This window comes from Pedobacter sp. FW305-3-2-15-E-R2A2 (assembly GCF_038446955.1).
Lineage (GTDB): Bacteria > Bacteroidota > Bacteroidia > Sphingobacteriales > Sphingobacteriaceae > Pedobacter.
The window spans coordinates 4904141-4928211 of sequence record NZ_CP151803.1; the positions used below are offsets into that span (position 1 = coordinate 4904141).

General features: G+C 44.4%; 17 protein-coding genes. 14 read left to right on the forward strand and 3 right to left on the reverse strand.

Features of this window, described 5'->3' with window-relative positions:
• Position 1: 1 nt before the first annotated feature.
• The 3 genes from AAFF35_RS19825 to AAFF35_RS19835 all read right to left on the reverse strand — a co-directional run bounded on the left by AAFF35_RS19825 (position 2) and on the right by AAFF35_RS19835 (position 3011).
• Positions 2-427, reverse strand: coding sequence for a hypothetical protein (locus tag AAFF35_RS19825; protein ID WP_342328274.1), 426 nt, complete (start codon positions 425-427; stop codon positions 2-4).
• A 119-nt stretch (positions 428-546) separates the two neighbouring features.
• Positions 547-759 carry a heavy metal-associated domain-containing protein gene (locus tag AAFF35_RS19830; protein WP_124583334.1) on the reverse strand — a complete coding sequence of 71 codons (213 nt, stop codon included), beginning with the start codon at positions 757-759 and terminating at the stop codon, positions 547-549.
• A gap of 23 nt (positions 760-782) precedes the next feature.
• A complete protein-coding gene (locus AAFF35_RS19835) occupies positions 783-3011 on the reverse strand; it encodes a heavy metal translocating P-type ATPase (protein ID WP_342328275.1) in 2229 nt (742 codons plus the stop codon).
• Between the two features lie 605 nt (positions 3012-3616).
• Between AAFF35_RS19835 and AAFF35_RS19840 the strand changes: the two genes are divergently transcribed.
• The 14 genes from AAFF35_RS19840 to AAFF35_RS19905 all read left to right on the forward strand — a co-directional run bounded on the left by AAFF35_RS19840 (position 3617) and on the right by AAFF35_RS19905 (position 24069).
• Positions 3617-3865 carry a hypothetical protein gene (locus AAFF35_RS19840; RefSeq protein WP_342328276.1) on the forward strand — a complete coding sequence of 83 codons (249 nt, stop codon included), beginning with the start codon at positions 3617-3619 and terminating at the stop codon, positions 3863-3865.
• A gap of 136 nt (positions 3866-4001) precedes the next feature.
• Complete coding sequence (locus AAFF35_RS19845; protein ID WP_124583340.1) at positions 4002-4739, forward strand: FadR/GntR family transcriptional regulator; 738 nt, start codon at positions 4002-4004, stop codon at positions 4737-4739.
• A 59-nt stretch (positions 4740-4798) separates the two neighbouring features.
• The gene (locus AAFF35_RS19850) at positions 4799-6934 is read left to right on the forward strand and encodes a heparinase II/III family protein (RefSeq protein WP_342328277.1); all 2136 of its coding nucleotides are present in this window, start codon (positions 4799-4801) and stop codon (positions 6932-6934) included.
• A gap of 5 nt (positions 6935-6939) precedes the next feature.
• On the forward strand, positions 6940-7275 hold the full coding sequence (locus AAFF35_RS19855) for a cupin domain-containing protein (RefSeq protein ID WP_124583345.1): 336 nt from the start codon (positions 6940-6942) through the stop codon (positions 7273-7275).
• An 18-nt stretch (positions 7276-7293) separates the two neighbouring features.
• Positions 7294-8175, forward strand: coding sequence for an alpha/beta hydrolase (locus AAFF35_RS19860; protein ID WP_342328278.1), 882 nt, complete (start codon positions 7294-7296; stop codon positions 8173-8175).
• Positions 8172-9458 (forward strand): MFS transporter, encoded by a 1287-nt coding sequence (locus AAFF35_RS19865; RefSeq protein WP_342328279.1) that lies wholly within the window; start codon positions 8172-8174, stop codon positions 9456-9458. The genes AAFF35_RS19860 and AAFF35_RS19865 overlap by 4 nt, the downstream gene beginning before the upstream one ends.
• Before the next feature lie 10 nt (positions 9459-9468).
• Complete coding sequence (locus AAFF35_RS19870) at positions 9469-10221, forward strand: 3-oxoacyl-ACP reductase family protein (protein ID WP_342328280.1); 753 nt, start codon at positions 9469-9471, stop codon at positions 10219-10221.
• A gap of 126 nt (positions 10222-10347) precedes the next feature.
• Positions 10348-13395: a TonB-dependent receptor gene (locus AAFF35_RS19875; protein ID WP_342328281.1), complete on the forward strand. Its 3048-nt coding sequence runs from the start codon at positions 10348-10350 to the stop codon at positions 13393-13395.
• Between the two features lie 16 nt (positions 13396-13411).
• Positions 13412-14806 carry a RagB/SusD family nutrient uptake outer membrane protein gene (locus AAFF35_RS19880; protein WP_342328282.1) on the forward strand — a complete coding sequence of 465 codons (1395 nt, stop codon included), beginning with the start codon at positions 13412-13414 and terminating at the stop codon, positions 14804-14806.
• 43 nt (positions 14807-14849) lie between these two features.
• Positions 14850-18053, forward strand: a complete 3204-nt coding sequence (locus tag AAFF35_RS19885) for a TonB-dependent receptor (RefSeq protein WP_342328283.1) — start codon at positions 14850-14852, stop codon at positions 18051-18053.
• Between the two features lie 26 nt (positions 18054-18079).
• Entirely contained in the window at positions 18080-19660 is a 1581-nt protein-coding gene (locus AAFF35_RS19890) for a RagB/SusD family nutrient uptake outer membrane protein (protein WP_342328284.1), read from the forward strand.
• 17 nt (positions 19661-19677) lie between these two features.
• Positions 19678-20958 carry a hypothetical protein gene (locus AAFF35_RS19895; RefSeq protein WP_342328285.1) on the forward strand — a complete coding sequence of 427 codons (1281 nt, stop codon included), beginning with the start codon at positions 19678-19680 and terminating at the stop codon, positions 20956-20958.
• A complete protein-coding gene (locus tag AAFF35_RS19900) occupies positions 20958-23345 on the forward strand; it encodes a polysaccharide lyase 6 family protein (RefSeq protein ID WP_342328286.1) in 2388 nt (795 codons plus the stop codon). The genes AAFF35_RS19895 and AAFF35_RS19900 overlap by 1 nt, the downstream gene beginning before the upstream one ends.
• Positions 23332-24069 (forward strand): polysaccharide lyase family 7 protein, encoded by a 738-nt coding sequence (locus AAFF35_RS19905; RefSeq protein ID WP_342328287.1) that lies wholly within the window; start codon positions 23332-23334, stop codon positions 24067-24069. The genes AAFF35_RS19900 and AAFF35_RS19905 overlap by 14 nt, the downstream gene beginning before the upstream one ends.
• Positions 24070-24071: the final 2 nt, after the last annotated feature.

Below are 24071 nucleotides of genomic sequence, written 5' to 3' on the forward strand. Positions count from 1 at the left end.
ATCAAATCAGCAATACCCTGTTCGAAATGTAAAGCGGTGTTTTTACATAAAGTGGCGGCCCGGTGTCCAGGTGCCATTTTTTAGCGTTGATCAGCTTTTCCGAAAGAACTAAACCAGGAAAAGAAGTTTGAATAAGGCTAAGCAAAATACTAGGCGCAGTTAATTGTACTGATGCCGTTCTTTTGATGTTTTCTTTGATCACATATTCCCCATGTTCATCACAGCATTTGCAATCCTTATCCTGAGCACAAGATTTGGCAGATGTCCCTGATTTTGCGTGATGTCCTGCGGTGTTTTCAGCCGCGGCATGGTGTGTCTTTTTATGAACAAATAAGGATTGACCGGAGCAATGGAGCATACACACAAACAGACCTGTGGTTAACATCAGGTAAAATGCGGCAAAACTTAAAGCTCCAATTCTTTTCATTTTAGGAATAACAAATGGCTATTGTGTTCCCTGCAAAGATGCTAAATAAATCAGGAGAAACCTGAAGTTCAGGTTTCTCCATTTAAATTTACGACATTATACCACTAATTGTCAATGGCTTATATTTTCTCAGATGCGTACCCGGCTTTGCTCAAGGTGTCTTTAATCACCTGGGCATCCAATGATTCATCCCCTTCTACGGTAAGGATTTTGTCTGGACTGGTCGTGTCCACTTCCCATTTAGAGATTGCAGAAAGGTTGTTTAAATGCGGGGTAACGGTTGCGATACAGCCTTCACATTTGATCGTAGTTTTGAATTTTAACGTTTCCATTTGAATTATTTAATTATGATTGATTAACTTAATTTTGAGAGTTTTAGCCTCAGACTGTTTCCGACTACAGATACAGAACTCAAAGCCATGGCAGCTCCTGCAATCATTGGGTTTAACAGGAACCCGTTGAAAGGATAAAGCAGACCCGCAGCAATAGGAATGCCGATCAGGTTATAGATAAATGCCCAGAAAAGGTTCTGGCGAATCGTACGTACCGTTAGTTTAGAAAGTCTTAATGCTTTAGGAACCTGCTGCAGGTCTGAGGAAACCAGGGTGATTTTCGCCACATCGATGGCAATATCAGAACCTTTCCCCATGGCAATTGAAACGTCTGCCTGGGCTAAAGCCTGACTGTCATTGATTCCATCACCTACCATGGCAACGACTTTCCCCTGCGCTTGCAATTCCTTTACAAAATCGGCTTTGTCTGAAGGCAGAACTTCGGCTTTGAAATGCTCAATTCCGGCCTGTTTAGCCACAGAGGCCGCGGTCTGCTGGTTGTCGCCGGTAAGCATGTATACGGTTATGCCCTGATCTTTTAAGGCGGCAACCGCTTTAGCCGAACCAGCTTTGATCTGATCTGCGATGGCCACAATCGCCAACACTTGTGTCGCATTGGCCAGGTAAATCACCGTTTGTGCCTGTTCCTGCAAAGCGAGGACTTTACTTTCTATTTCTTTAGCAACAGCAATCTTTTGCTCCTTTAAAATTTTATGGCTTCCTGCCCAGTATTTATTGCCATTGAATATCCCTTCTACTCCTTTACCTGTTAAGCTTTCAAAGTCACTGATCAGTGCCGGTTTTACGCCCGCTTCTTTTAAGTGACTTACAATGGCTTCGGCAAGTGGATGCTCCGAAGCATACTCCAGTGCCATCAGGATTTCCGACAATTGCGATTTCTCTACCGGCAGTTTTGCAGCCCATTCTACCGCGGTTACTTCTGGTTTCCCTGCTGTGATGGTCCCTGTTTTATCCAGGATCACTGCATTTACTTTATATCCCAGTTCCAATGCTTCCGCATCTTTGATCAGGATTCCACTTTCGGCACCCTTCCCTATTCCGACCATAATGGCTGTAGGTGTTGCCAGCCCTAACGCACAAGGACAGGCAATCACGAGTACAGTCACCATTGCTAAAAGACCATGAGTAAAGGCATGTTCTCCTCCAAAAACCAACCAGGCACCTAAAGTCAAAACGGCAATCAGCATGACTATAGGGACAAAGATCCCAGCAATCTTATCGACCAGTTTTTGTACAGGTGCTTTGGAACCCTGTGCATCCTGAACCAGTTTTATAATCTGGGCAAGCATGGTTTCCCCGCCTACCTTTTCTGCTTTAAAACGGAACGTACCTTTTTGATTGATCGTTCCCGCAAATACTTTATCGCCCTCCGTTTTGGAAACTGCTACAGGCTCGCCGGTAATCATACTTTCATCCACAAATGAACTGCCCGAGTAGACGATCCCATCCACAGGAATCTTTTCTCCTGAACGCACCATCAGCTGATCCCCGATGCGCACATCTGACACCGGAATTTCCTTTTCTCCATCTTCCGTAACCAGATACACTGTTTTCGGCTGTAAGCCAACCAGCTTTTTAATGGCGGAAGAAGTATTCGATTTTGCTTTTTCTTCGAGCAGTTTCCCCAGCATGATAAAGACAATCACCACGGCAGCGGCTTCAAAGTATACGTGAGGATGGAGTCCTCTGGAATGCCAGAATTCAGGGTAAAAAGTATTGAACACGCTAAAAATATAGGCAATCCCTGTACTTAGGGCCACCAATGTATCCATATTGGCTTTTCCATGCTGTGCCTGTTTCCAGGCATTGATGAAGAAGTTTCGTCCAAAAATAAAAAGGATTGGCGTGGTCAATGCCAGCATATAATAATTGCCATTAGGCATATCCATAAAGAACATTCCAATAATGACCACCGGCAGTGCCAGGATCGAAGAAGCAATCATTCTCTTTTTTAAAGATTCATAATTGTTCTTTTGCAGTTCTTCTTGTTTTTCTTTAGCTCCCTCGCTTTCCAGAATCAGGTCATAGCCGATAGATTGTACTACTTTCTGAAAGGCAGCAGGCTGTACCTGATCCGGGTGAAAAGTTACTTTGACAGATTGAGTGGCATAATTCACTTCCGCATGATCCACCCCTTCCTGCGCAGCAATCATGGATTGGACACTCGTAGCACAGGAGGCACAGGTCATTCCTAAAACGGGCAAGGTAAGGGTTTCTATATTTTCTTTCATGACGTATCTTGTTTAGATTCTAAGACAAAGGTACCTCCCCGAGCGGGGAACTATTTTATATCATTTCGGGAAAGATTTACATAATATCAGCGAAACCAACAAAAGAACCGGTAGGATTCTCCTTCGATCATAACAGTTAACTGAGACGTCCTGGAAATACCCTGGATATATACCAGTAACATCTTTTCATGCAAAAAGACGTTCCTGGTACGTTCCGGATACATTCATGGGACGTTTCAGTTAACTGTTGTAGTCGAACAAGGAACGAAGGAAGACAGGACACTGGTCGGATAGTGTTATGGTAGTGTTGTATCGTTCTCTGTGTTCCGGCCGAATATGGTGCGAAGTCTTTGCAAGTGTTCTTCGACTCCGACTCGAAGAAGAGTCGAACGAAACATAGAGAAGAGTCGACCAGTATCACAACACTATCATAACACTATCCGACCAATGTCAGTCCGATTAAAAACAAATCCGGTAAAAACAACGTTACACATCTCCTTATAACAAACTGATAATTAATCAAATCTCCAAACATTTTAGGGCTTTCAATGGTTTATTAATTACGCTTTTCTATTGAAATTCTGCCAGTGCTAATTACCAATTCTATGACAAAGATTAATATGTGTTTTGAGCATCAGGTTGCAGTGAAAGCTTTCTTTGTGAACAGAGATAATATAAAGGATCCTGCAATCATAAAATACCTCAGGAGCGATCCTGAAGGCATTTTAGAGATTCCATTAGATGGAATAAAAAAAGGAAAATGGAAGATGACCCTGGAATGGAATTATGAAGAAAAAGACTATTCTCTGGTGAAGAACATTGTCATACCTATCCCCGAAAAGGCCGAGCTTTAAACATACATAAAACTTCCGCTCTCCACTTTTGCCATCCCCAACGCCCCGCTTTCCCCCAGAACTTCAAATAATTTTTGATTAATGGTTTTATTTTATAGATTTGGTAAACCAATAATTGGTAAACCAAATATATCGTATGAAATCATTTATAGAAACGATCAGATCTATAGAGGTGGAGACTCCCGTAGATAAGATCATCGGGCAGCTGAAACAACTCATTACTTCCGGACAACTTCAGCCCGGAGATCGCCTTCCTGCCGAAAGACTGCTTGCAGAGAAGTTTGGTGTAGGTCGCAGTTATGTTCGTGAAGCCATTTTAAAACTCGAGTTCTATGGACTCCTGAAAACCAACCCTCAAAGTGGCACTTATGTTTCCGGCTTAAGTATCAAAGTCCTGGACAGCATCATTACTGACATCATTAAATTCAATAAAGAAGATTTTAATGCGCTTCTGGAGGCCAGGTATTACCTGGAACTGGATGCCGTAAAGCTTGCCGCAGAGCGAAGAACAGCGCAGGACCTGATTAACCTGAACGAAGCTTTACTGGATTATGAGGCAAAAGTAAATGCCAGCCAGAATGCTGTAGAAGAAGACATGATCTTTCACATCTGCATCGCTAAGGCTTCCAAGAATTCGGTCATCGAATCGATGATCCTCATTCTTATTCCTGACCTGATCAAAAGCATCGTAGAAAATAAGATCTGTGGAGATAACCGTGGCATCCTTGCTATTGAAGAACATCGCAAAATCTTAAAAGCAATACAGGACCAGGATATTGATGCGGCAGAAAATGCAGTTGCAGCACATTTAAATGATATGTTCCAGATTAGTAAAGCGGGCTTTGCCGCACAAAAAATTGTACATGGTAACTAAATAAAAACGCCCTCAAAAAAATGGCATAAGCCTTAAATTTTAATCTTCTTAAAATCATTATGAACTACTTAAAAAAGTTGGTATGGGGCGCTATTTGCCTTTTTTTCACCCTTCCTTCCTTCTCGCAGGAGCATCCTTCTATCATGCTCAGCAAGCAAAATACAGAAGCGCTAAGAAAAGGTATACAGACCTATCCCCTGCTTAAAAAGTCCTGGAAGAAAGTAAAATCTGATGCCGATAAAGCCATCCTGGAACCTATTGAAGTACCTACACCTAAGGATGCCGGAGGCGGAAAAAGTCATGAGCAGCATAAAAAGAACTATACCAATATGCTGAATTGCGGAATTGCTTATCAGATCAGCGCAGATAAAAAATATGCCACCTACGTAGAACAGATGCTCTTAAAATACGCTGCAGAATATGAAAAGTGGCCTCTGCACCCAAAGAGAAAAGAAGGCCACCAGGGAGGAAGAATTTTCTGGCAGAGCCTCAATGATTTTGTCTGGCAGGTCTACACCATTCAAAGTTACGACCTGGTTCATGACGCCTTATCTGTCAGCAATAGAAAAACCATTGAATCAAAACTATTTGAACCTATTCTTAAGTTTTTCACGGTAGATTGTGCGGAAACTTTCAACAAAATCCATAACCATGCCACCTGGGATGTGGCTGCAGTAGGTATGACCGGATACGTCATCAATAAACCGGACTATGTACAGATGGCTTTGAAAGGTTCTGCAAAAGACGGAAAAACAGGTTACCTCGCACAAATTGACCAACTCTTTTCTCCTGACGGGTATTACACAGAAGGTCCTTATTACCAAAGATATGCGCTGCTCCCTTTTGTCATCTTTGCTAAAACCATCAACAACTATCAACCGGAATTAAAAATATTCCAATACCGTGACCAGCTACTCGCAAAAGCCATTCAAACCTCACTACAGCTCACCTATACCGACGGGACATTCTTTCCGATCAACGATGCCATCAAAGGTAAAACCTATGAGTCTTCCGAGCTGATATATGGGGTAGACATCGCTTATGCGGACATCAAAGCTTCAGCAGAGCTTTTAGACATTGCAGAGCAACAAGGCGAAGTAATCGTTTCCGATGCAGGCCTAAAAATTGCCAAAGACCTTAGCGAAGGAAAATCGAAACCGTTTGTCTACCAAAGTCAGCTGATCAAAGACGGTGCTTCCGGAGATGAAGGAGGATTGGGAATCCTGAGGTTCGGCAACAATGAAGACCAGCAGGCCGTACTCGTTAAAGCAGCTTCGCAAGGAATGGGACATGGACATTTCGACCGCCTGAATCTTTTATATTATGACAATGGCGTCGAAATATTCCCTGATTATGGTTCTGCAAGGTTCATCAACATAGAATCTAAAAAAGGTGGTGATTACCTTCCTGAAAATAAAACATGGGCCAAACAAACCATTGCCCACAATACCTTAACCGTAGACCAGACCTCCAACTTCAAAGCCAATGCAGACCTTGCCCAACAAAGCTCAGGGCAGGTCAGCTATTTTAAAAGCGATAAAGACCTGCAGGTCTTTAGTGCCAAAGAAAGTCATGCCTACCCGGGAGTGGAAATGAGCAGAACCACTGCTTTGTTAAAAGTTCAGGAGCTTAAAAAGCCCCTGCTGATCGACATCTTTCGCGTGAATTCAGAGAAAGCACATCAATATGACCTTCCCTTTTGGTATAAAGGACATCTGGTAGATGTCTCCCCAAAAACGAAGAACCATACCGATCAGTTAAAACCACTGGGCAGTAAGTATGGATATGAACACCTCTGGCTCAATGCAGAACAAGCTGTTCCTGAAAAAAGCGGATACCTCAGCATCTTAAACAACAAACGCTTTTACACGGTTCATTTTGCTACAGATGCTCCTCTGAATTTAAAACTGGTATCGCTTGGGGCCAATGATCCGGACTCCAATCTACTGGAAAGCAAAGCCTTTATACTTTCTTCTACAGACAGCAAAGATCAGCTCTTTTTCAGCATCACCGAGAGCCATGGGCAAATCAATCCGGTGAGCGAAACCACTACCGGGGCAAACAGTCTGGTCAGCGATCTGAAGATCATTACAAGCAACCCAAACCAGGCTTCCCTTTCTTTTAAAGTCAAAGGAAAAACCTACCAGTATCAGATCAATTACAACAACAAAGAAAACTTCATAAAAATCAACTAATCAATATGATACAGAGCAATTTATTTCAAATAGAAGAACAGGTGGAATGGCAGGACCTAAAGAACGGGGTCAAAAGGCAAGTTTACGGATACGACGATAAGATCATGTTGGTGAAAGCCAAATTTGAAGCAGAAGCCATCGGAGTCCTGCATGAGCACCACCATTCGCAGGTCACCTATGTAGATAGCGGTGTGTTTGAAATGAGGATCGGTGAAGAGAAAAGAATTCTGAAAAAGGGAGATGGCTTTTACGCTCCTCCACACGAAATCCACGGATGTGTATGCCTTGAACCGGGAATCCTCATTGACGTATTCTCCCCTCACCGGGAAGATTTCTTGTAAACCTAAAACCTTGATCAAATGAAAAAACTCATGATACTATGCACGCTGCTATGGACCACATTTAGCCTCAGTGCACAAGACACAGCCACCGTTAAGAAAGTACAATATCCTAAAGGATTCAGCGAACAGCTCAATGTCGTATACACCAAAGTAAACGGCTGGGAAGGAAAACTGGATTTATACCTGCCACCAACAGGGGGAGCAGCTTCGCCTTTGGTCATCAACATTCATGGTGGAGGCTGGAATAAAGGAACTAAAGAATCTCAGGGCGGCTTCAGTCCTTTCTTTAAAAAAGGCTACGCCGTAGCGAATATTGAATATCGGCTGACCGCTGCTGCCACCGCTCCTGCAGCTATAGAAGACACACGCTGTGCTTTGATTTACCTGATCAGCCATGCAAAGACGCTCAATATTGATGTCAGCAAAATTGTCATCATGGGTGCTTCCGCTGGCGGGCACCTGGCATTGATGGGAGGTTTAATGGAAAATGATCATCTTTTTGATGGCAATTGCAAAGGAATAGAAAACATCAAAGTGGCTGCCATTATCGATAAATATGGCATCACGGATGTTTGGGACTGGGGTTATGGTAAATTGAAAACCAGTAAGTCAGCCACCAGCTGGCTGGGTGCAAAAGCAGAAGATACAGACTTTGCTAAATCAGTATCTCCCCTTTATCAGGTAAAAAAAAGCAGTCCGCCTGTATTTATCGTACATGGCGATGCCGATCCGATCGTTCCCTATGAGCAATCTGTCGCCCTGAAGGCGAAACTCGACGAAATGGGTGTAAAAAATGAATTCATCACCGTAAAAGGTGGCTTACATGGGAAATTTCCTGCAGAGGAACATGCAATGGTCAATGCGAAGATCATGGAATTTCTGAAAGGACTGGGGCTATGAAGATCAAAGGATTACGGTGGTACATCGTTGCGCTGATTGCCCTGGCAACAGTGATCAACTATATCGACAGAAGTGCCATCAATATCATGTGGCCCTACATTTACAAAGAATTTGGGATTGCGGATGCAGACAATAAAAATGCACTCGCACTGATCACGACCTTCTTTATGATCGCTTATGCATTAGGCCAGACCTTTACCGGTAAACTGATGGATGCAGTAGGAACCAGATTGGGAATGACGATTTCGATCATCGGTTGGAGTATTTCCATTGCCCTGCATTCTTTTGCAAGATCGCTGATGTCTTTTAACATCTTCCGGTTTATGCTGGGCTTTTCCGAGGCGGGCAACTGGCCCGGAGCCACCAAGAGCAATGCAGAATGGTTTCCGGCAAAAGAAAGGGCCATTGCACAAGGGATCTTTGGCGCAGGTGCATCGCTGGGATCGGTGGTCTCCGCCCCCATCATTGCTTTTCTGTACATCGTTTTTGGCTGGAAGATGACTTTTGTCCTCATCGCAGCTTTAGGTCTGATCTGGATCATCCCCTGGTTGATCATCAATAAAGCAGCTCCCGAAAAACATCCATGGCTGACAGAAAAAGAAAGAAACTATATCCTCGATACAGATCCGGAAAGCAACAGTTCTGTAGAAGTGGCTCCAGTCCTGAGCTGGAGAGAATTGTTGAAATTCAGGAATACCTGGGGCATCATTATGGCCCGGTTCTTTATTGACCCGGTATGGTGGCTGTTTGTGACCTGGCTGCCGACTTTCCTGAAAGAGCAGTTTCTCTTTGACATCAAACAGATCGGTGCCTTTACCTGGCTGCCCTACCTGTTTGCTGCGATCGGCAGTCTGTTGGGCGGTTACCATTCTTCCTGGCAGGTAAAACGGGGAGTCGAGGCGGTCAAAGCAAGAAAAAATTCTGTGGCGCTGGGCTGTGGCATAATGCTGGTTTCCCTAATTGCCATCGTCTATAACCTGGACGGACTGAAAGCAAACCCATCACTGGCGATGGTATTAATTGGAACCACCCTTTTCGGTTTTCAATTCCTGATCGGCAACCTGCAAACCTTACCCAGCGATTATTTCAATGGAAAAAATGTAGGCACGGTAGCCGGCATGGGAGGTACCGCAGCAGTAGTTGGCACCCTGATCACAACCTGGGCAGTGCCTGCAATGACGAAAACGAGCTATGTCTCTTTCTTCGTGCTGGCCGCAGTTCTGGTTCCGATTACCTGGATCTGCATCAAATACATTACTTCTAAAAAAATCATTCATTCATAAATATTTTAATATGCGTTTAAAAAATAAAGTAGCAATTGTAACCGGTGGTTCAAGAGATATCGGAAGAGCTGTTTCCTTACAGCTGGCAGCAGAAGGAGCTAAAGTGGTGATCAATTACCTGAGCAACCTGGCCAATGCAGAGGAAACTTTAAATCTGATCAAAGAAAATGGCGGCGAAGCCATCATCGTAAAAGGGGATGTGACGAAATCTGCAGAGGTGACCCAACTGATCGAACAGGCAAGGGCTGCCTTCGGTGAGGAGATCCATATCCTGGTGAACGTTGCAGGAGGAATGGTGGCCAGAAAACCAACCGCAGAACTGGATGAAGATTTCTGGGATGCAGTGATGGACCTCAACCTGAAAAGTGTTTACCTGGTGAGTAAAGCCACCATCCCTTACATGGGCTCCGGTGCATCCATAATTAACCTATCTTCCCTTGCCGGAAGAGATGGCGGCGGACCGGGCGCAAGTGCTTACGCTACCGCTAAAGGTGGGGTAACCACCTATACCAGGGCACTCGCAAAGGAACTCGGACCAAAAAACATCCGCGTAAATGCAGTTTTACCAGGAATGATCGCGACCACTTTTCATGATACTTTCAGCAAGCCTGAAGTGCGGGTAAATGTGGCCAATGCAACCTTACTGAAAAGAGAAGGACAAGCTTCGGAAGTCGCAGACCTGATTGTATACCTCGCATCAGACCAGGCGAGTTACATCACCGGAACAAATATCGACATCAATGGCGGTTTAAACTTTTCTTAAACCGGAATAACCATACGGGAGGCTCCGGCCTCCCGTAATTAAACAATGCCTAAAAATCTGTTTTCTACCGTAAATGGGGATTTTACCAAGTAGAGACAACCTGAACCAAATATAAATCGACTAAATATGAATTCGAAAGTTTACTTACGAGGTATGCTCCTCCTTGTCATTTCCTGTTTTCTGATTTTGAAACCGGCATTTTCTCAGACTAAAGTAACGATCCAGGGCATCGTAAAAGATGAACAGGGTGGAATACTACCTGGCGCATCCGTTACAGTTGCCGATAGTAAACAAGGGACAGTGACCGATGATAAAGGTGCCTTTTCAATTACCGTAGATGCCGGAAAAAACCTCCTGATCAATTACCTCGGCTATCAGTCAAAAACTTATCCCGTTAGCAAAAACGAAACCATTACGGTTGTTCTTGCCGCTCAGGAAAACACGATGAATACCGTTGTGGTTATTGGCTATGGAACACAAAAGAAATCATCAGTCACCGGTGCAGTGGCCAGGCTCAGTAATGACAACCTGAACCAGATCCCGGTATCCAGGGCAGATCAGGCATTGGCGGGGAAACTGGCAGGTGTACAAATCCAAACTACCGATGCCACCGCAGGTGCAGCACCGGTAATCCGTATCCGTGGCGCGGCCTCCATCACCGCCGGGACAAATCCACTCATCGTAATTGATGGCTATCCGGTTCCAACCGACCTTTCCTCCGTAGACATGAATAACGTGGAAAGTATTGAGGTCTTAAAAGATGCAGCTTCTGCTGCCATTTATGGTTCCAGAGGAGCAAATGGCGTGATTCTGATCACCTCCAAATCAGGTAAAAACGGAAAAACTATAGTCGGCCTGAATACTTCGGCAGGTTTCAAAGAGGTGTACAGAAGGTTAAACTTCCCCAGCCTTTCCGAATGGTCGGACCATGTAAAGTCGGTTAACAACGGCGTCTTATCTCCGGAACTTCTGGCGGCACAACAATACGATGTTCCTACCGACCCACAAGATATTGTATTCAGAAATGGATCCTTTCAAAATGCACAGGTGAATGTCAGCGGAGGAACAGAGAAGGTTAAATATTACATTTCCGGTGAAGCACTCTTTGATAAAGGAGTCATCGCCACCAACAATTACAAACGCTACGGCGGACAAGCGAACATTGACATTACACCGAATAAAAAATGGAAGATCGGCCTGAGCCTGACCCCTTCTTACACCGTACAGGATGCACCGGTATATAAGGTTCATGACCTGCTGAGAAGCTTCGCAACCTGGCTTCCGCTTTATGCGACACAAAATATTTCTGATGCAACGGGACTACCAGTTGGCAATATCGTTCATCAAAGGGCTTTCGACCCCGCAACCAATCCCCGCTATAAAGGGATTAATTTATCAGCTACCGCAAATAACAACGGATACAGTAACCTGTATGGCATCAACAATACCACTTCCGTTTCCAAAACACTGGCCAATGCCAATGTCCAGTATAACTTCACAGAAGACCTTTTTTTAAAAGTATCCGGAGGCGCTTTTATCAGCAATTCCCGGAACGACTTTTTTCAAAAATCATGGGCCACAAGAGATCCCTTTTTACAGGGAGCAGCGGTAGCGCAAGCCTCTACCAAAGGCAGTCTTGCCAATAGTCAGACCATTGATTTATTAAATGAAAACATCCTGAACTATACCAAAAGCTTTGGTAAACATGACCTGAGTGTGATCGCTGGTTTCACAGCGCAAACGACAAAAATAACCAGCAGCAATGCAGCGGCGACCAATTTCTCAACGGATGAAATCCCCACCTTAAATGCGGGGACCATGAGCTCCTTAACCTCTAATGAGGAAAGAAGTGCATTGGCTTCCGTTCTTTTCAGAGCGAATTATGCTTACGACAACAAATACCTGATCTCCGTAGGTTCCAGATGGGATGGCAGTTCCAGATTTGGGGCAAATAACCGATGGGGATATTTCCCCTCTGCGTCCCTGGGCTGGAGAGTCAGCAATGAAGATTTTTATGATAAAGAGGCTTTTGTAAACGACCTGAAAATCAGAACAAGCTACGGGGCTACAGGAAATAACAATATCGGAAACTACCGGGCATTTGCCAATGTAAATACCGTAGGCGCCATTCTTGGCGATGCGACAAGCCTGGGTTTTAATTCCAGCTTTTACGACAATCCGGATCTGGGATGGGAACGCAGCTTCAGCTTAAATGCCGGAGTAGACATGGCCTTTTTCAAAAACAGGTTTACCTTAACTGTTGATGCTTACCGTTCTACCACCAAAGACCTGCTTTTCTTTCTGCCCATCAACACGATTACCGGCAGTAACGGAGTATGGACCAATATCGGAGAAGTACAAAACCAGGGATTAGAGATAGAATTAGGCGCCAAAATCATCGACAATGAGCATTTTAAATGGAGCCTGAGTGCCAATGCAGCGACCAATAAAAACAAGGTTAAAGCTTTGGGAAACAGCAATTCCATCATCAGTATCGGAGATCCAAAAAGACTCAATTATTTTCTTGCTCAGGTAGGCCAGCCATTGGTTCAGTTCTATGGTTATGAATATGATCGCGACATTGAGGTAGCCGGAAATTTCTGGCCTACTAATGTGCATTCAGACCGGGTCATTGCCAGGGATATGAACGGAGACGGTGTGGTAAATGAACAGGATCGGGTGATACTTGGACAGCCTACACCTAAATTTACCTGGGGGTTAACCAGTAACGTCAAATACAAAGATTTCGACCTGAGTTTTGTGTTACAGGGCTCCCATGGCGCAAGTGTATTCAATGCAGATCCCAACTATTATGAAACACAGTTTTCAGCTACGGGTACTTCAGCCTACCTGACGCTGCCTGCAGATTTACAGGCAAAGACCAGGTACAAAACGGAAAGCAGGTATTCCATTGAAGATGCTTCCTTCATCGCCCTGCGCAGTCTGAATCTGGGGTATACTCTAAATGCAAAATGGCTGAACGCGATAAAAGCGAGCAACCTGAGAATCTATGCTTCCGCTGCAAATCTATGGTACAAATTTGCCAAAGGATATTCCAGCTACAATCCGGAAGGGGTCAACGAATATACCGATGATCCACTAAAAAATGGCTACCAGAGAGGTTCTGCACCCATTACAAGAAACATCACTTTTGGTATTAACGCTAATTTTTAAATTAAAACCTACTCCAATGAGAGCTCAAATATTCCTCGCAGTTGTCCTGACTTTAAGTTTTACCAGCTGCAAAAAATTCCTCGATGAAAAACCAATTTCCAATCTGACCGAACAAAATTATTATCGGAACACGGAAGAGGTAGAAGCAGGTGTAATCGCCTGTTACGACGGACTGCAAAAAGTATACGACATTGAATTTAAGCTCACTGAAATCAGGGCCGACAATACTTCAGGTGTTTCCCTGGAGGGCGATTGGGGTGCCATCAAGTTTTTCAGGGATGCACCTTCCAATTTCTTTGTGCTGGATTACTGGCAGCGAACTTACAATACGATTGCACGCTGCAACCTGGTGCTGAAATACCTGGACAACGTAACCGATCCTGCAAAAAAGAAATCCTTTGAAGGGGAAGCTAAATTTATCCGCTCCCTGATGTATTTCAACCTGGTGAGGTTATATGGTGATGTTCCACTACTGACTGCCTCCATAAAGTACGATGATTTCGGGAAGTTTAAACGCATTCCTAAAACGGAAATCTATCATCAGCTGAAAACAGACCTGCAGACTGCAGTAGCTTCCTGCCCCGTTTCCTGGCCAAACAATCAACTGGCCAGAGCAACTAAAGGCGCATCGCAGGCATTACTGGCCAAAGTGTACCTGACCTTAAAAGATTATCCAAACGCGAAGTTACAACTGGATCCTTTAGTAGGTGTTAATTTCAAAGGCAATACTTATCAGCTAAATCCTTCTTATGCAGCCATCTTCAGCAACACCTCGGAAATGAGCAAAGAGATTCTTTTTGCAGTACGCTATAAAGCAAGTGCCAATGGAGAAGGAAATTCATTTTCTTATGAATATTCCAATAACGGAGATGCCCGAAATGTAAAAGCCTCCGCCCCTTACCAGGCCCTGTTTGAAAGTACAGATGTCCGGAAAGTAAGCACCTTCAATGCGACCAACGGGCTATGTACCAAATTTCTCGATCCTACCGCTCCTCAAAGAGATGCAGGAAATGATTTTCCAGTACTTCGTTTTGCGGATGTATTGCTGATGTATGCGGAAGTCTCTAATGAATTGCTTCCTGCCCCTAACAACGAAGTGATCGATCCTTTAAATGAAGTTAGAAACAGGGCCTCAGCCAGTGCTTATCATGCCACGGTCCTCAATAGTAAGGAAACCGCCAGAGCAGCGATCCTGAAAGAGAGAAAACTGGAATTTGGTTTTGAAAACCAACGCTGGTATGACCTGATCAGAATGGAGGAAGCGAATACCATTTCCATCCTCAATGCTTACCTATCGGCGACCGGAAATCCGACGATCACCGTTCCGGCTTTCCGTCTGGTCTTTCCTATTCCCCAGACAGAAATAGACCTGAGCAAAGGCAATCTGACACAGAATACCGGCTATAATTAGTCCATAAAACGAGCAACCTGAACCAAATATAAATTAACCAAATATGAATTTTAAAGTTTTGTTACGAAGCATAGGGATGCTGATGATCTCCTGTTTCCTGTTCGCAAACACAGGATGGTCACAAAGCAAGGTAAAAGTACAAGGTGTGGTGAAATCCGCAACGGGCGAAACTTTACCAGGTGCATCTGTGACGGTAAAAGACACCAAACAAGGTGCCGTAACCGATAACAAAGGAGCCTTTAGCATCACCGCCGAAACGGGAAAGCTATTGCTATTTAACTTCCTCGGTTTTCAACCCCAGGCTTACCTCGTCAAAAAGGAGGAAAGCATCACGATCATCCTTCAGGAAATTCCAAACACCATGAACGAGGTCGTCGTGATCGGATATGGTACACAGAAAAAATCGGCAGTAACCGGTGCAGTGAGTAAATTGAAAAATGAAAATCTGGATGAAATCCCAACCGCCCGTCTGGACAATGCCCTGATCGGAAAAATTGCAGGAGTAACCATCCAGAATGTCAGCTCCGAATCCGGTGCAGAACCCATTGTCAGGGTGCGTGGATTTAGCTCGGTCAGCGCCGGCTCACAGCCCTTGGTCGTGGTAGATGGTTATCCCGTTCCTGATGGTTTATCCTTTGTAAATCCACAGGATGTGGAATCTATAGAAGTACTGAAGGATGCCGCTTCCGCAGCTATTTACGGCTCAAGAGCAGCCAATGGGGTCATTCTGATCACCACTAAAAGCGGAAATTCAGACAAGCCAAGGTATAGCCTGAAGTCCTATTATGGCTTTAAAAAACCCTATGCACTCAACCCGATCATGAGCATTACTGACTATACAAAAATGCTTTTTGCCGAGGCTGCCCTGAGGGAAAATGACCCGACAGTACCCGCCAATGCAAAAAATCTGATCACTGGTCCGGAAAGAGCGGCATATATCATCGAAGACCAGATTAGTGGCATTCCTACAGACTGGCAACAGGAAGCACTGCAAAGTGCAGGCATCAAAAATATTCAGCTGGGCATTTCCGGCGGTAAAAAAGACCTCCGGTATTACATTTCTGCAAGTGGACAAAAAGATGAAGCGGTGCTGAAATACAGCGACAACAGCAGGATCAATGTCAAAGCAAAAGTCGATGGTGCATTGAGCAAGAAAATAGATTTCAGCATCAATTTTAATCCTTCCTATATTAAAACACAAAGACCTGCGGTAAATTTCACAGATTATTTCAGGTTTGGCTCCTTCCTCCCCGTTCGTCACAATGACTTTACGGCGGCTTATGTACGCCAGAACTCACAATGGGCAAATATACTTCCCGGAGATTTTGTACAGGCGCGCCATTTTAACGGATTGCAATATTCAGGGACCATGCCCGATGGAAGCAGCTGGACGAGTACCGGCCCGGTGGAGCCTTTTGCCACGAGTAACAATACCCCAGTGTCTATCGCAGCCCGGGAAAACCGCGACCAACAAACTTACAGGATGCTTGGCGGAGGCGATATCAGCATCAAATTCCTGCCAAACCTGATCTTTAAAAGTTCAATAGGTGGTTATTATTCTCAACAGGAAAACAATACTTTCACCAAATCCAGTGCCCGAAAAGATGGCGATGTGAATGAAGCCACACTGTATACCAGGACCTATCTTGACCTCCTGCTGGAAAACACACTGAACTATAACCTGACTAAAGGGAACCATAGCTTCAGCGGATTATTGGGTTTTACCACTCAGCAAACCCAGATTAAAGAATCAAATATGGTCGGAAGAAACTTCCCTACCGACAATTTTGAGACGTTGAATCAAGCCGCGCAAATTGACCAGGCTTTAACCAATACACTAAAAGACCGCATCGGCCTGATCTCTTACCTGGGTCGTTTCACTTACGATTATAAGAACAAATACCTTCTGGCAGTTAGCTTCAGGATGGATGGCAGTTCCTATTTCGCAGAAGGACAAAAATTCGGTTCCTTTCCTGCGGTATCTGCCGGATGGGGAATCGGAAAAGAAGACTTTATGAAAAACATTTCCTGGATCAGCAACATGAAAATCAGGGCCAGTTACGGAGCTACCGGAAACAATAAGATCCAGAGCTTTGCCTTCCAGAACCTGCTGTATCCGGGCAACTATTCTTTCGGGAGCGGCACGGGATCAGTCAACCTTGGCCTTGCCCCAAATTCTGATGTATTGGCCAATCCAAACATCACCTGGGAACGTACTTTTGAATTCAACGCAGGACTAGACCTTGGCTTTATGAAAGACCGCTTCGGACTGACGCTGGAATACTACAATTCAAACACCGATAAACTACTATACAAACGCTCTACGCAATCTTTCAGCGGATCTTTCGAATACTTTGACAACTCCGGCAGAATCAGAAACCAGGGTCTGGAAATCGAACTGAGCTCCCATAACATTAAAAATGATCATTTTCAATGGTCTACTTCTTTGAATTTTTCTGCCAACAGAAACAAATTACTGGAACTTGGAGGAGAGCCCTTCCAATACAACTATGGCGAAAGGAATGAGATCTATGCTGCCATTGTCGGACAGCCGGCGATTCAGTTTTTCGGATATAAAACAAATGGGGTCTGGACTTCGCAGGCACAAATTGATGAGGCAAAAGCAGGCGGACAAACCTCTACCCTGGCAAAATATTATGCACCGGGAGGTTTGAAATTTGTAGATGTAAATGGCGATAATAAGATTGATGTCAATGACCGGACCTCATTGGGAAGTCCTTTTCCGGATTTCACCTGGGGCATCAATAATACCTTCAAATACAAAGGTTTTGACCTGAACATTTTGATTCAGGGCGTTCAGGGGGTAAAGCTGATCAATGGAGATGCGAATTATAACGAATCCAGAAGGTACAATGAAAACTTTAACAAAAACAGGTGGATCAGTGCCGCAAATCCGGGCGATGGCAAAACCCCTTATTACACGAACGGAGAAAACTGGCTGTTAACGGATTATGTGATCGAAGATGGTTCTTATGCCGCCATCAGAAATGTGATCCTCGGTTATACCATCCCTTCTAAATTCACTAAAAAATTAGGGGTTACCGGAATCCGGGTATACAGCTCCGCAGATAATTTACTGTACCTGATGGGCAAATCCTACCGGGGCATAAACCCGGAAGCCAGAGCCACTTCTTCGCAATACTCCTCTCCTCTTGTGGACGGATACCAGCGCGGTGCGTTCCCGATTTCCAGGACCTACACTTTTGGGATAGATGTTAACTTCTAATTATGAAAAATCTAAGCACATTTAAGATGAAAAAGCTGATACCTATCGGAACAGGAATTTTACTGATCATGAGCACAATGGGTTGCAAAAAGATCATCAACATTGATCCCATTTCCAACATCGGGGTGAATGCCTTTTATAGAAATTATGAGGAAACTAAAGCAGGATTAACCGGCTGTTATTACGGATTACAAAAGCCACTGGAATATGAGTGGATGTTAACCGACCTCAGAACGGACAATTCCAAGCAAGGGGTAGCCAATAGTTCTGCAGCTATCAATTTCGAATTCAATGAACTGGACATGTTTACGCTGAACTCGGCACATGATAAAGTTTACCAATATTGGCTGCAAACCTATAAAAACATCAGGTCGGTCAATTATGTATTGAAAAGTCTTGGCGCCAGCTATGCGGCCGGAAAAACAAGTTTGGGAGAAGGAACAGCGGTGATGAGTATGCCGCAGAAAAACCAGCTTGCGGGTGAGGCACTGTTTTTACGTGCCTACCATTATTTTAACCTCGTCAGGCTATATGGCGATGTATTCCTCGTTACTGAGCCTGTAGATCCGGAACAATCAAAGAGAATTACCAGGACACCAGTAGCAGAATGTTATCAATTGATCATCGCAGATCTGATGGCTGCGAAAGAGTTGCTTTCCCCGGCATCCTATTCCCCTGCCAGCAATACTGAGGTTGGACGCGCCACTTCATGGGCAGCAAAAGCGCTCCTGGCAAAAGTATATCTGAGTACTAAACAACCCGCTGCAGCGCTCCCTTTACTGGATGAAGTGATCAGCAATAGCGGACATGCTTTACTCCCCTCTTTTGCAGATGTCTTTTCCATCAATAATGAGATGAATAAAGAGATTCTCTTTGCAGTGAGGTTTAAAGCCGGTGGCTTTGGTCTGGGCAATCTGATGGCAAATAATTTTGCCCCAACCTCCAGTGGCAGTGCGATCGTAAATGGCGATGGAAGCGGTTATAATTTCCCAACCAATGAATTGGACCTGGCTTATAAAATCCCTGCTACAGGAGCCGCAGATAGTAGAAAGGCAGTCACCATGGCCAAATATTCTTCCAAATTATACGTCAAAAAATTCATCTCTCCGGTGCTGGTCAAATTCGACGCAGAGAATGATTTTCCGATTATCCGGTTCTCAGATGTGCTGTTAATGAAAGCGGAAGCCTTAGGCTTTGGAAATGCGGCGACCATGCTGATCAATCAGGTAAGGGAAAGGGCCGGTGCTGTTGATTATACTTCCGGCGATTTTAACACCGGGTTTTATAAATATCCGCTTGATGGAAGTAATCCGAATGCACTCTCAGATGAGCCTCGTTTTTTATCGGCTTTGCTAAACGAAAGAAGATTTGAATTTGCATTTGAAAATCAGCGGTTCTTTGATCTTTTGAGAACCGGACAGGCAATAAAAGTGATCAAAAATCATTACGCATTAGAGTTTGATTCCCACTATAAAGCCTACCGTCCGGCATTTACCCTTGCAGAATTGCAGGCCAACCTGACCGAAGAAAAATTGTTACTGCCCATTCCTCAACGGGAACTGGATGCCAACGATCAGATAAAAATCATTCAGAACCCAGGGTATTAATCCTTAACAAAATCACGATGAAGAATACCTTTTTAACCATTGCGCTTTTGACCGGCATTCTGCTTCAAGGCTGCAAAAAAGATAAAACGACGGGCAGCAGTCCGGATGCACTAAGCACTAAGGATTTCAGTTATAACATGGCGACCAAACAGATCAGCCCTGATACAGAAATCAACGGGGAACTGAAATCGCCTGCAGGGATCAAACTGATTTATTATTACCTGGTCCGGAACAACGTTCCTGATTCCCTGATTTATATCGGAACACCTTCTGCGGAAAGCAGGAATGACCATAAATTCAATGTCCCTACCCTCAGTTTCGGAAATGCAAAAATGACAATGGTCTCGGGCATAAAGCTGATGGTGAAACACCTGGATAACACTTCTTTTGAAAGTTTCATTAAAGTAACCGCTTTTACACCTCCCCTTCCTAAATTAGAAAACACACCTTTAAGCCTGCTGCCCGACAATAACGGAAAAATGAGCATTACCGGAAAGGCAAGTTCCGAAAACGGCTTAAAACTGATCGAGATCTATGATGACTATGAAGGAACATTTGCATTGGTGTCTAAGATAGATCTGACACAGAATGAAAAAGTGTATGCACTGAATTATGAGTATACCTATCGTAAAAATGCAGGTAAGCTAAAAGTCGTCGCTACAGATAATTTCGGATTAAAAGCCGAAGCGACCATTACCATTCCATTAAGAGCATACACCCTGTACCAGGACCTGAGCATGATGGCCAACGGAACAGCATCCACTCCTTCTTCAGGTAGCTTCTTTATCGGGGAAAGTGGTACCATTCTGGGCAGTTGTAACATCAGCGGACAGGAACAGAAACTGGATTTTGTGACCTATTGCTCCAGCACTACGCCAGTCTTTACTCTTTATAGTCCGGGGAATACAACGACCATTGCTAAAAACTATAAATGTGCTGCTTTAATCTGGGAACCAAATGTTGCAGACCTCAAAGCCACGCGGTTCAGGGTGTTGATTCCCGGAACAGCTGCCACCGACAAAATCTATGCTGCCTATACCGGCGATACCATTACAGAACTGGATGATAAATTCTTTGAAGGAATTCTCGTTCCCGGAAGCAGTACGGCGAAGTTCGATGCCATAGTTGCCAATCAGGCCGCCAATACCTTTAATCTGAGTACCGCTTATCTCATTTGGATTCGCGTACCTAAAGCCGATGGCAGCTTTGTGAACCAGTTGATGAGGGCAAAAGAAGTAACCATCGGATCAACCCCTGCACTATCCACCATGAAGTTTGACATTTTAGTTTCCAAATAATGAAGACACTTAGTTTATCTTTTCTTCTGCTCTGTAGTTTAAGCATTTTTCCTGACCCGGGGAAAGCATGGGCAGCTGCTCCCCTGAGCGGCAAGGCGTTGCAATCGGGCATCAATCCTATACTCGTGGAAAGCCCGGAAGCCTTAAATGCAGCAGTAGCTAAAGCAAATCCCGGAGACATCATCCTATTGAAGAATAAGGAATGGCACAATGCAGCACTCCGGCTTCAGGGAAAAGGAACTGCCAAAAAGCCGATCTTCATTATGCCCGAGACTCCTGGCGGCGTTGCCTTTACCGGCCGGTCATTTGTACAATTGGGCGGATCTTATCTGGTATTTAAAGGTTTTCATTTCAGGAATGGTTATAGTCCGAAAAGAGAAGTCATTTCCTTCCGCATCAACAATGAGGTTCTGGCCAATAATTGCCGGGTCAGCGGAATCGTAATCGAGAATTATAGTCAGCCGGAAAGGTTTAAATCGGACAGCTGGCTCACTTTGTATGGAAAACACAACCGCATTGATCATTCCACTTTTGTCAATAAACTCAATGCCGGACCGGTCATTATTGCAGAACTGGATGACGAACGCAGTCAGCAAAATGAACACCGCATCGATAGCAATTATTTCAAAGGCCGTCAGCGTTTCGGATCTAATGGCGGAGAGACGATCCGGATCGGCGTTTCCAGATATTCTTTAACGGCTTCCAGAACAAATATTGTCCGCAATTTTTTTGAAAGATGTAATGGAGAAGTAGAGATCGTCTCGATCAAATCGGGAGAAAATAACGTCAGCTTCAATACTTTCCTGGAATGTGAAGGCGGACTGGTGCTGAGACATGGTTCAGGAAATGTGGTGGAAGGTAATTTCTTCATTGGAAACAACAAACCCTATACCGGAGGTGTCCGGGTAATCAATCCCAACCAAAAGGTCTTTAACAACGTATTTTCTGAACTTCAGGGTACAAATTTCAGGGCCGCGCTTGCCGTATTGAATGGCGTCCCCAATTCATTGATCAACAGGTATTATCAGGTGAAAGATGCGTTAATTGAGCGCAATACTTTTATCAATAGTGCCAGCATTTTATTCGGAGCCGGTAAAGACGCAGAGCGAACACTTGCCCCTGAAAACGTGCTTTTCAAAAACAACCTGATCCTGAGTTCAGGATCAGACATTTACAGCAACGCGAATACCGGAAATGGAATCATCTTTTCCGAAAATGGATTGGATGATCATTTCGAAGGAAAGGTGCCCCCGGGCTTCAAAAAAATAAAAACAAACAGCATAAAGGTCAATGGTTTCCAACTGCCTTACGACAAAAACTATGGAGCCGACTTAAAGAAACTGCCTTTGATCAAAAGAGAAAACACAGGGGCTTCCTGGTATCGTCCTGAACAGGGGAAAATGCAGAGGAAGCCTATGAATTTCCAGGTTAAAGCCAATGCGTGTAATACTTTGCCGGCGCTGGTTAGACAAGCCATTTCGGGCGACACCATTGTCCTTACTGAACCTGGTTTTTATCAGATGCAGGAAGAACTTTCGATCACAAAGCCCCTGGTCATCATAGCCGCAGCGGGTTTGAAAAACAGACCTGTTTTAGTCAATGCTTCGTATAAACCGATGTCTGCCCTGATCAGTATTGAAAACGGAGGCGACCTTATTGCAAAGGGTATTGCTTTTAAAGGTACCTACGAAAGTTTCTCTGCCGCTGATGCCGGAATCAGGTCTACAGACCTGCCCATGAACAGGCCTTACCGTTTGTACATTGACGACTGTGAGTTTTACGATTATAATGAAAGTACAAATGCGGGTTTCAAAGCCTCCAAAAGTACGCTGGCAGACAGTCTTGTGATCACCAATTCTATCTTCCACCATATGTCGGGCGCAGGCATTGACCTGGCAGCAGAGAAGGACGACAAAGGGATGTACAATGCAGAATATACCATTATTAAAAACTGTACTTTCACGAATCTGCTGGGCGCCGCCATCAATATTTACCGTGGAGGAAATGATGAGAGCACTTTAGGTCCTTTTGTAACAATAGACCACTGCACTTTTAACGAAGTGGAAAACAGAGAGCAGGGAACGGTAGTCAGACTGATCGGTGCGCAACAGGCCTCCCTGACCAACAGCAATTTTTCTTATTCCGGACAGGGCGGACGGGCGGTTCTCTTTCAGGAATACCGCTGGGACAATATCCTGGTCGATTACTGCAATTTCCACGAGTCAGGAAAAGTAGAATCTTTTTACAATAAAGCTTTGGGCACCCATATTTACCAGGTTAAACCAAGCTATAAAAACCCGGAAAAATTAAACTTTGAATTGCAGGGCGATACTCCGGCAGCTAACGATCAATCTGTTATTGGAATTACAGCATATGAACATAAATAAATTAATACTGATTTTAGCATTGAGCTCAGCAACCCCAGCCCTTGCACAGCAGCTGCCTTCCGAAATATTAAACCTGAATAACTGGAAATTAAACGTTCCCGAAGGGATTAAACCCCCGGGCAGATCTGACGAATATAAACAGCCGGAACTGCATACTTACCAGCATCCGCAATGGTTTCATACCAACGCTTCCGGAGATGCGGTCGTGTTTCGGGCCAATACAGGAGGAACAACGACCTCCGGCTCTGGCTATCCAAGATCGGAATTAAGAGAGATGAAAGAGGATGGAAAGAAAAATGCTTCCTGGTCTTCTTCCATAGGTACGCACACCCTGTTTATTGACCAGCGCATCACTCATCTTCCCCTCAAAAAGCCGCACATGGTGGTTGGGCAGATTCACGATGATCTGGACGACGTGATCGTTTTCAGGTTAGAAAAAAACAAGTTATTTGTGAAGATGGGCAACGAAAAAGGCCCGGTACTGGAGGAAAACTATCAGCTGGGAACCCGGTTTACGGTATCCTTTAAAGTGAAGCAAGACCAAACCGATTGTTATTACAATGGCCAGCTTAGATTCAGCTATCCAAAGGCATTTCGCAATGCTTATTTTAAAGCCGGGGCCTATGTACAGTCTTCCTGTCAGGGGAAGAGAAAAGTAATCGGGGAATCCTGTGATGCTTATGGGGAGGTAGAAATTTACAGGGTCTCCCTAAAGCATGAATAAAA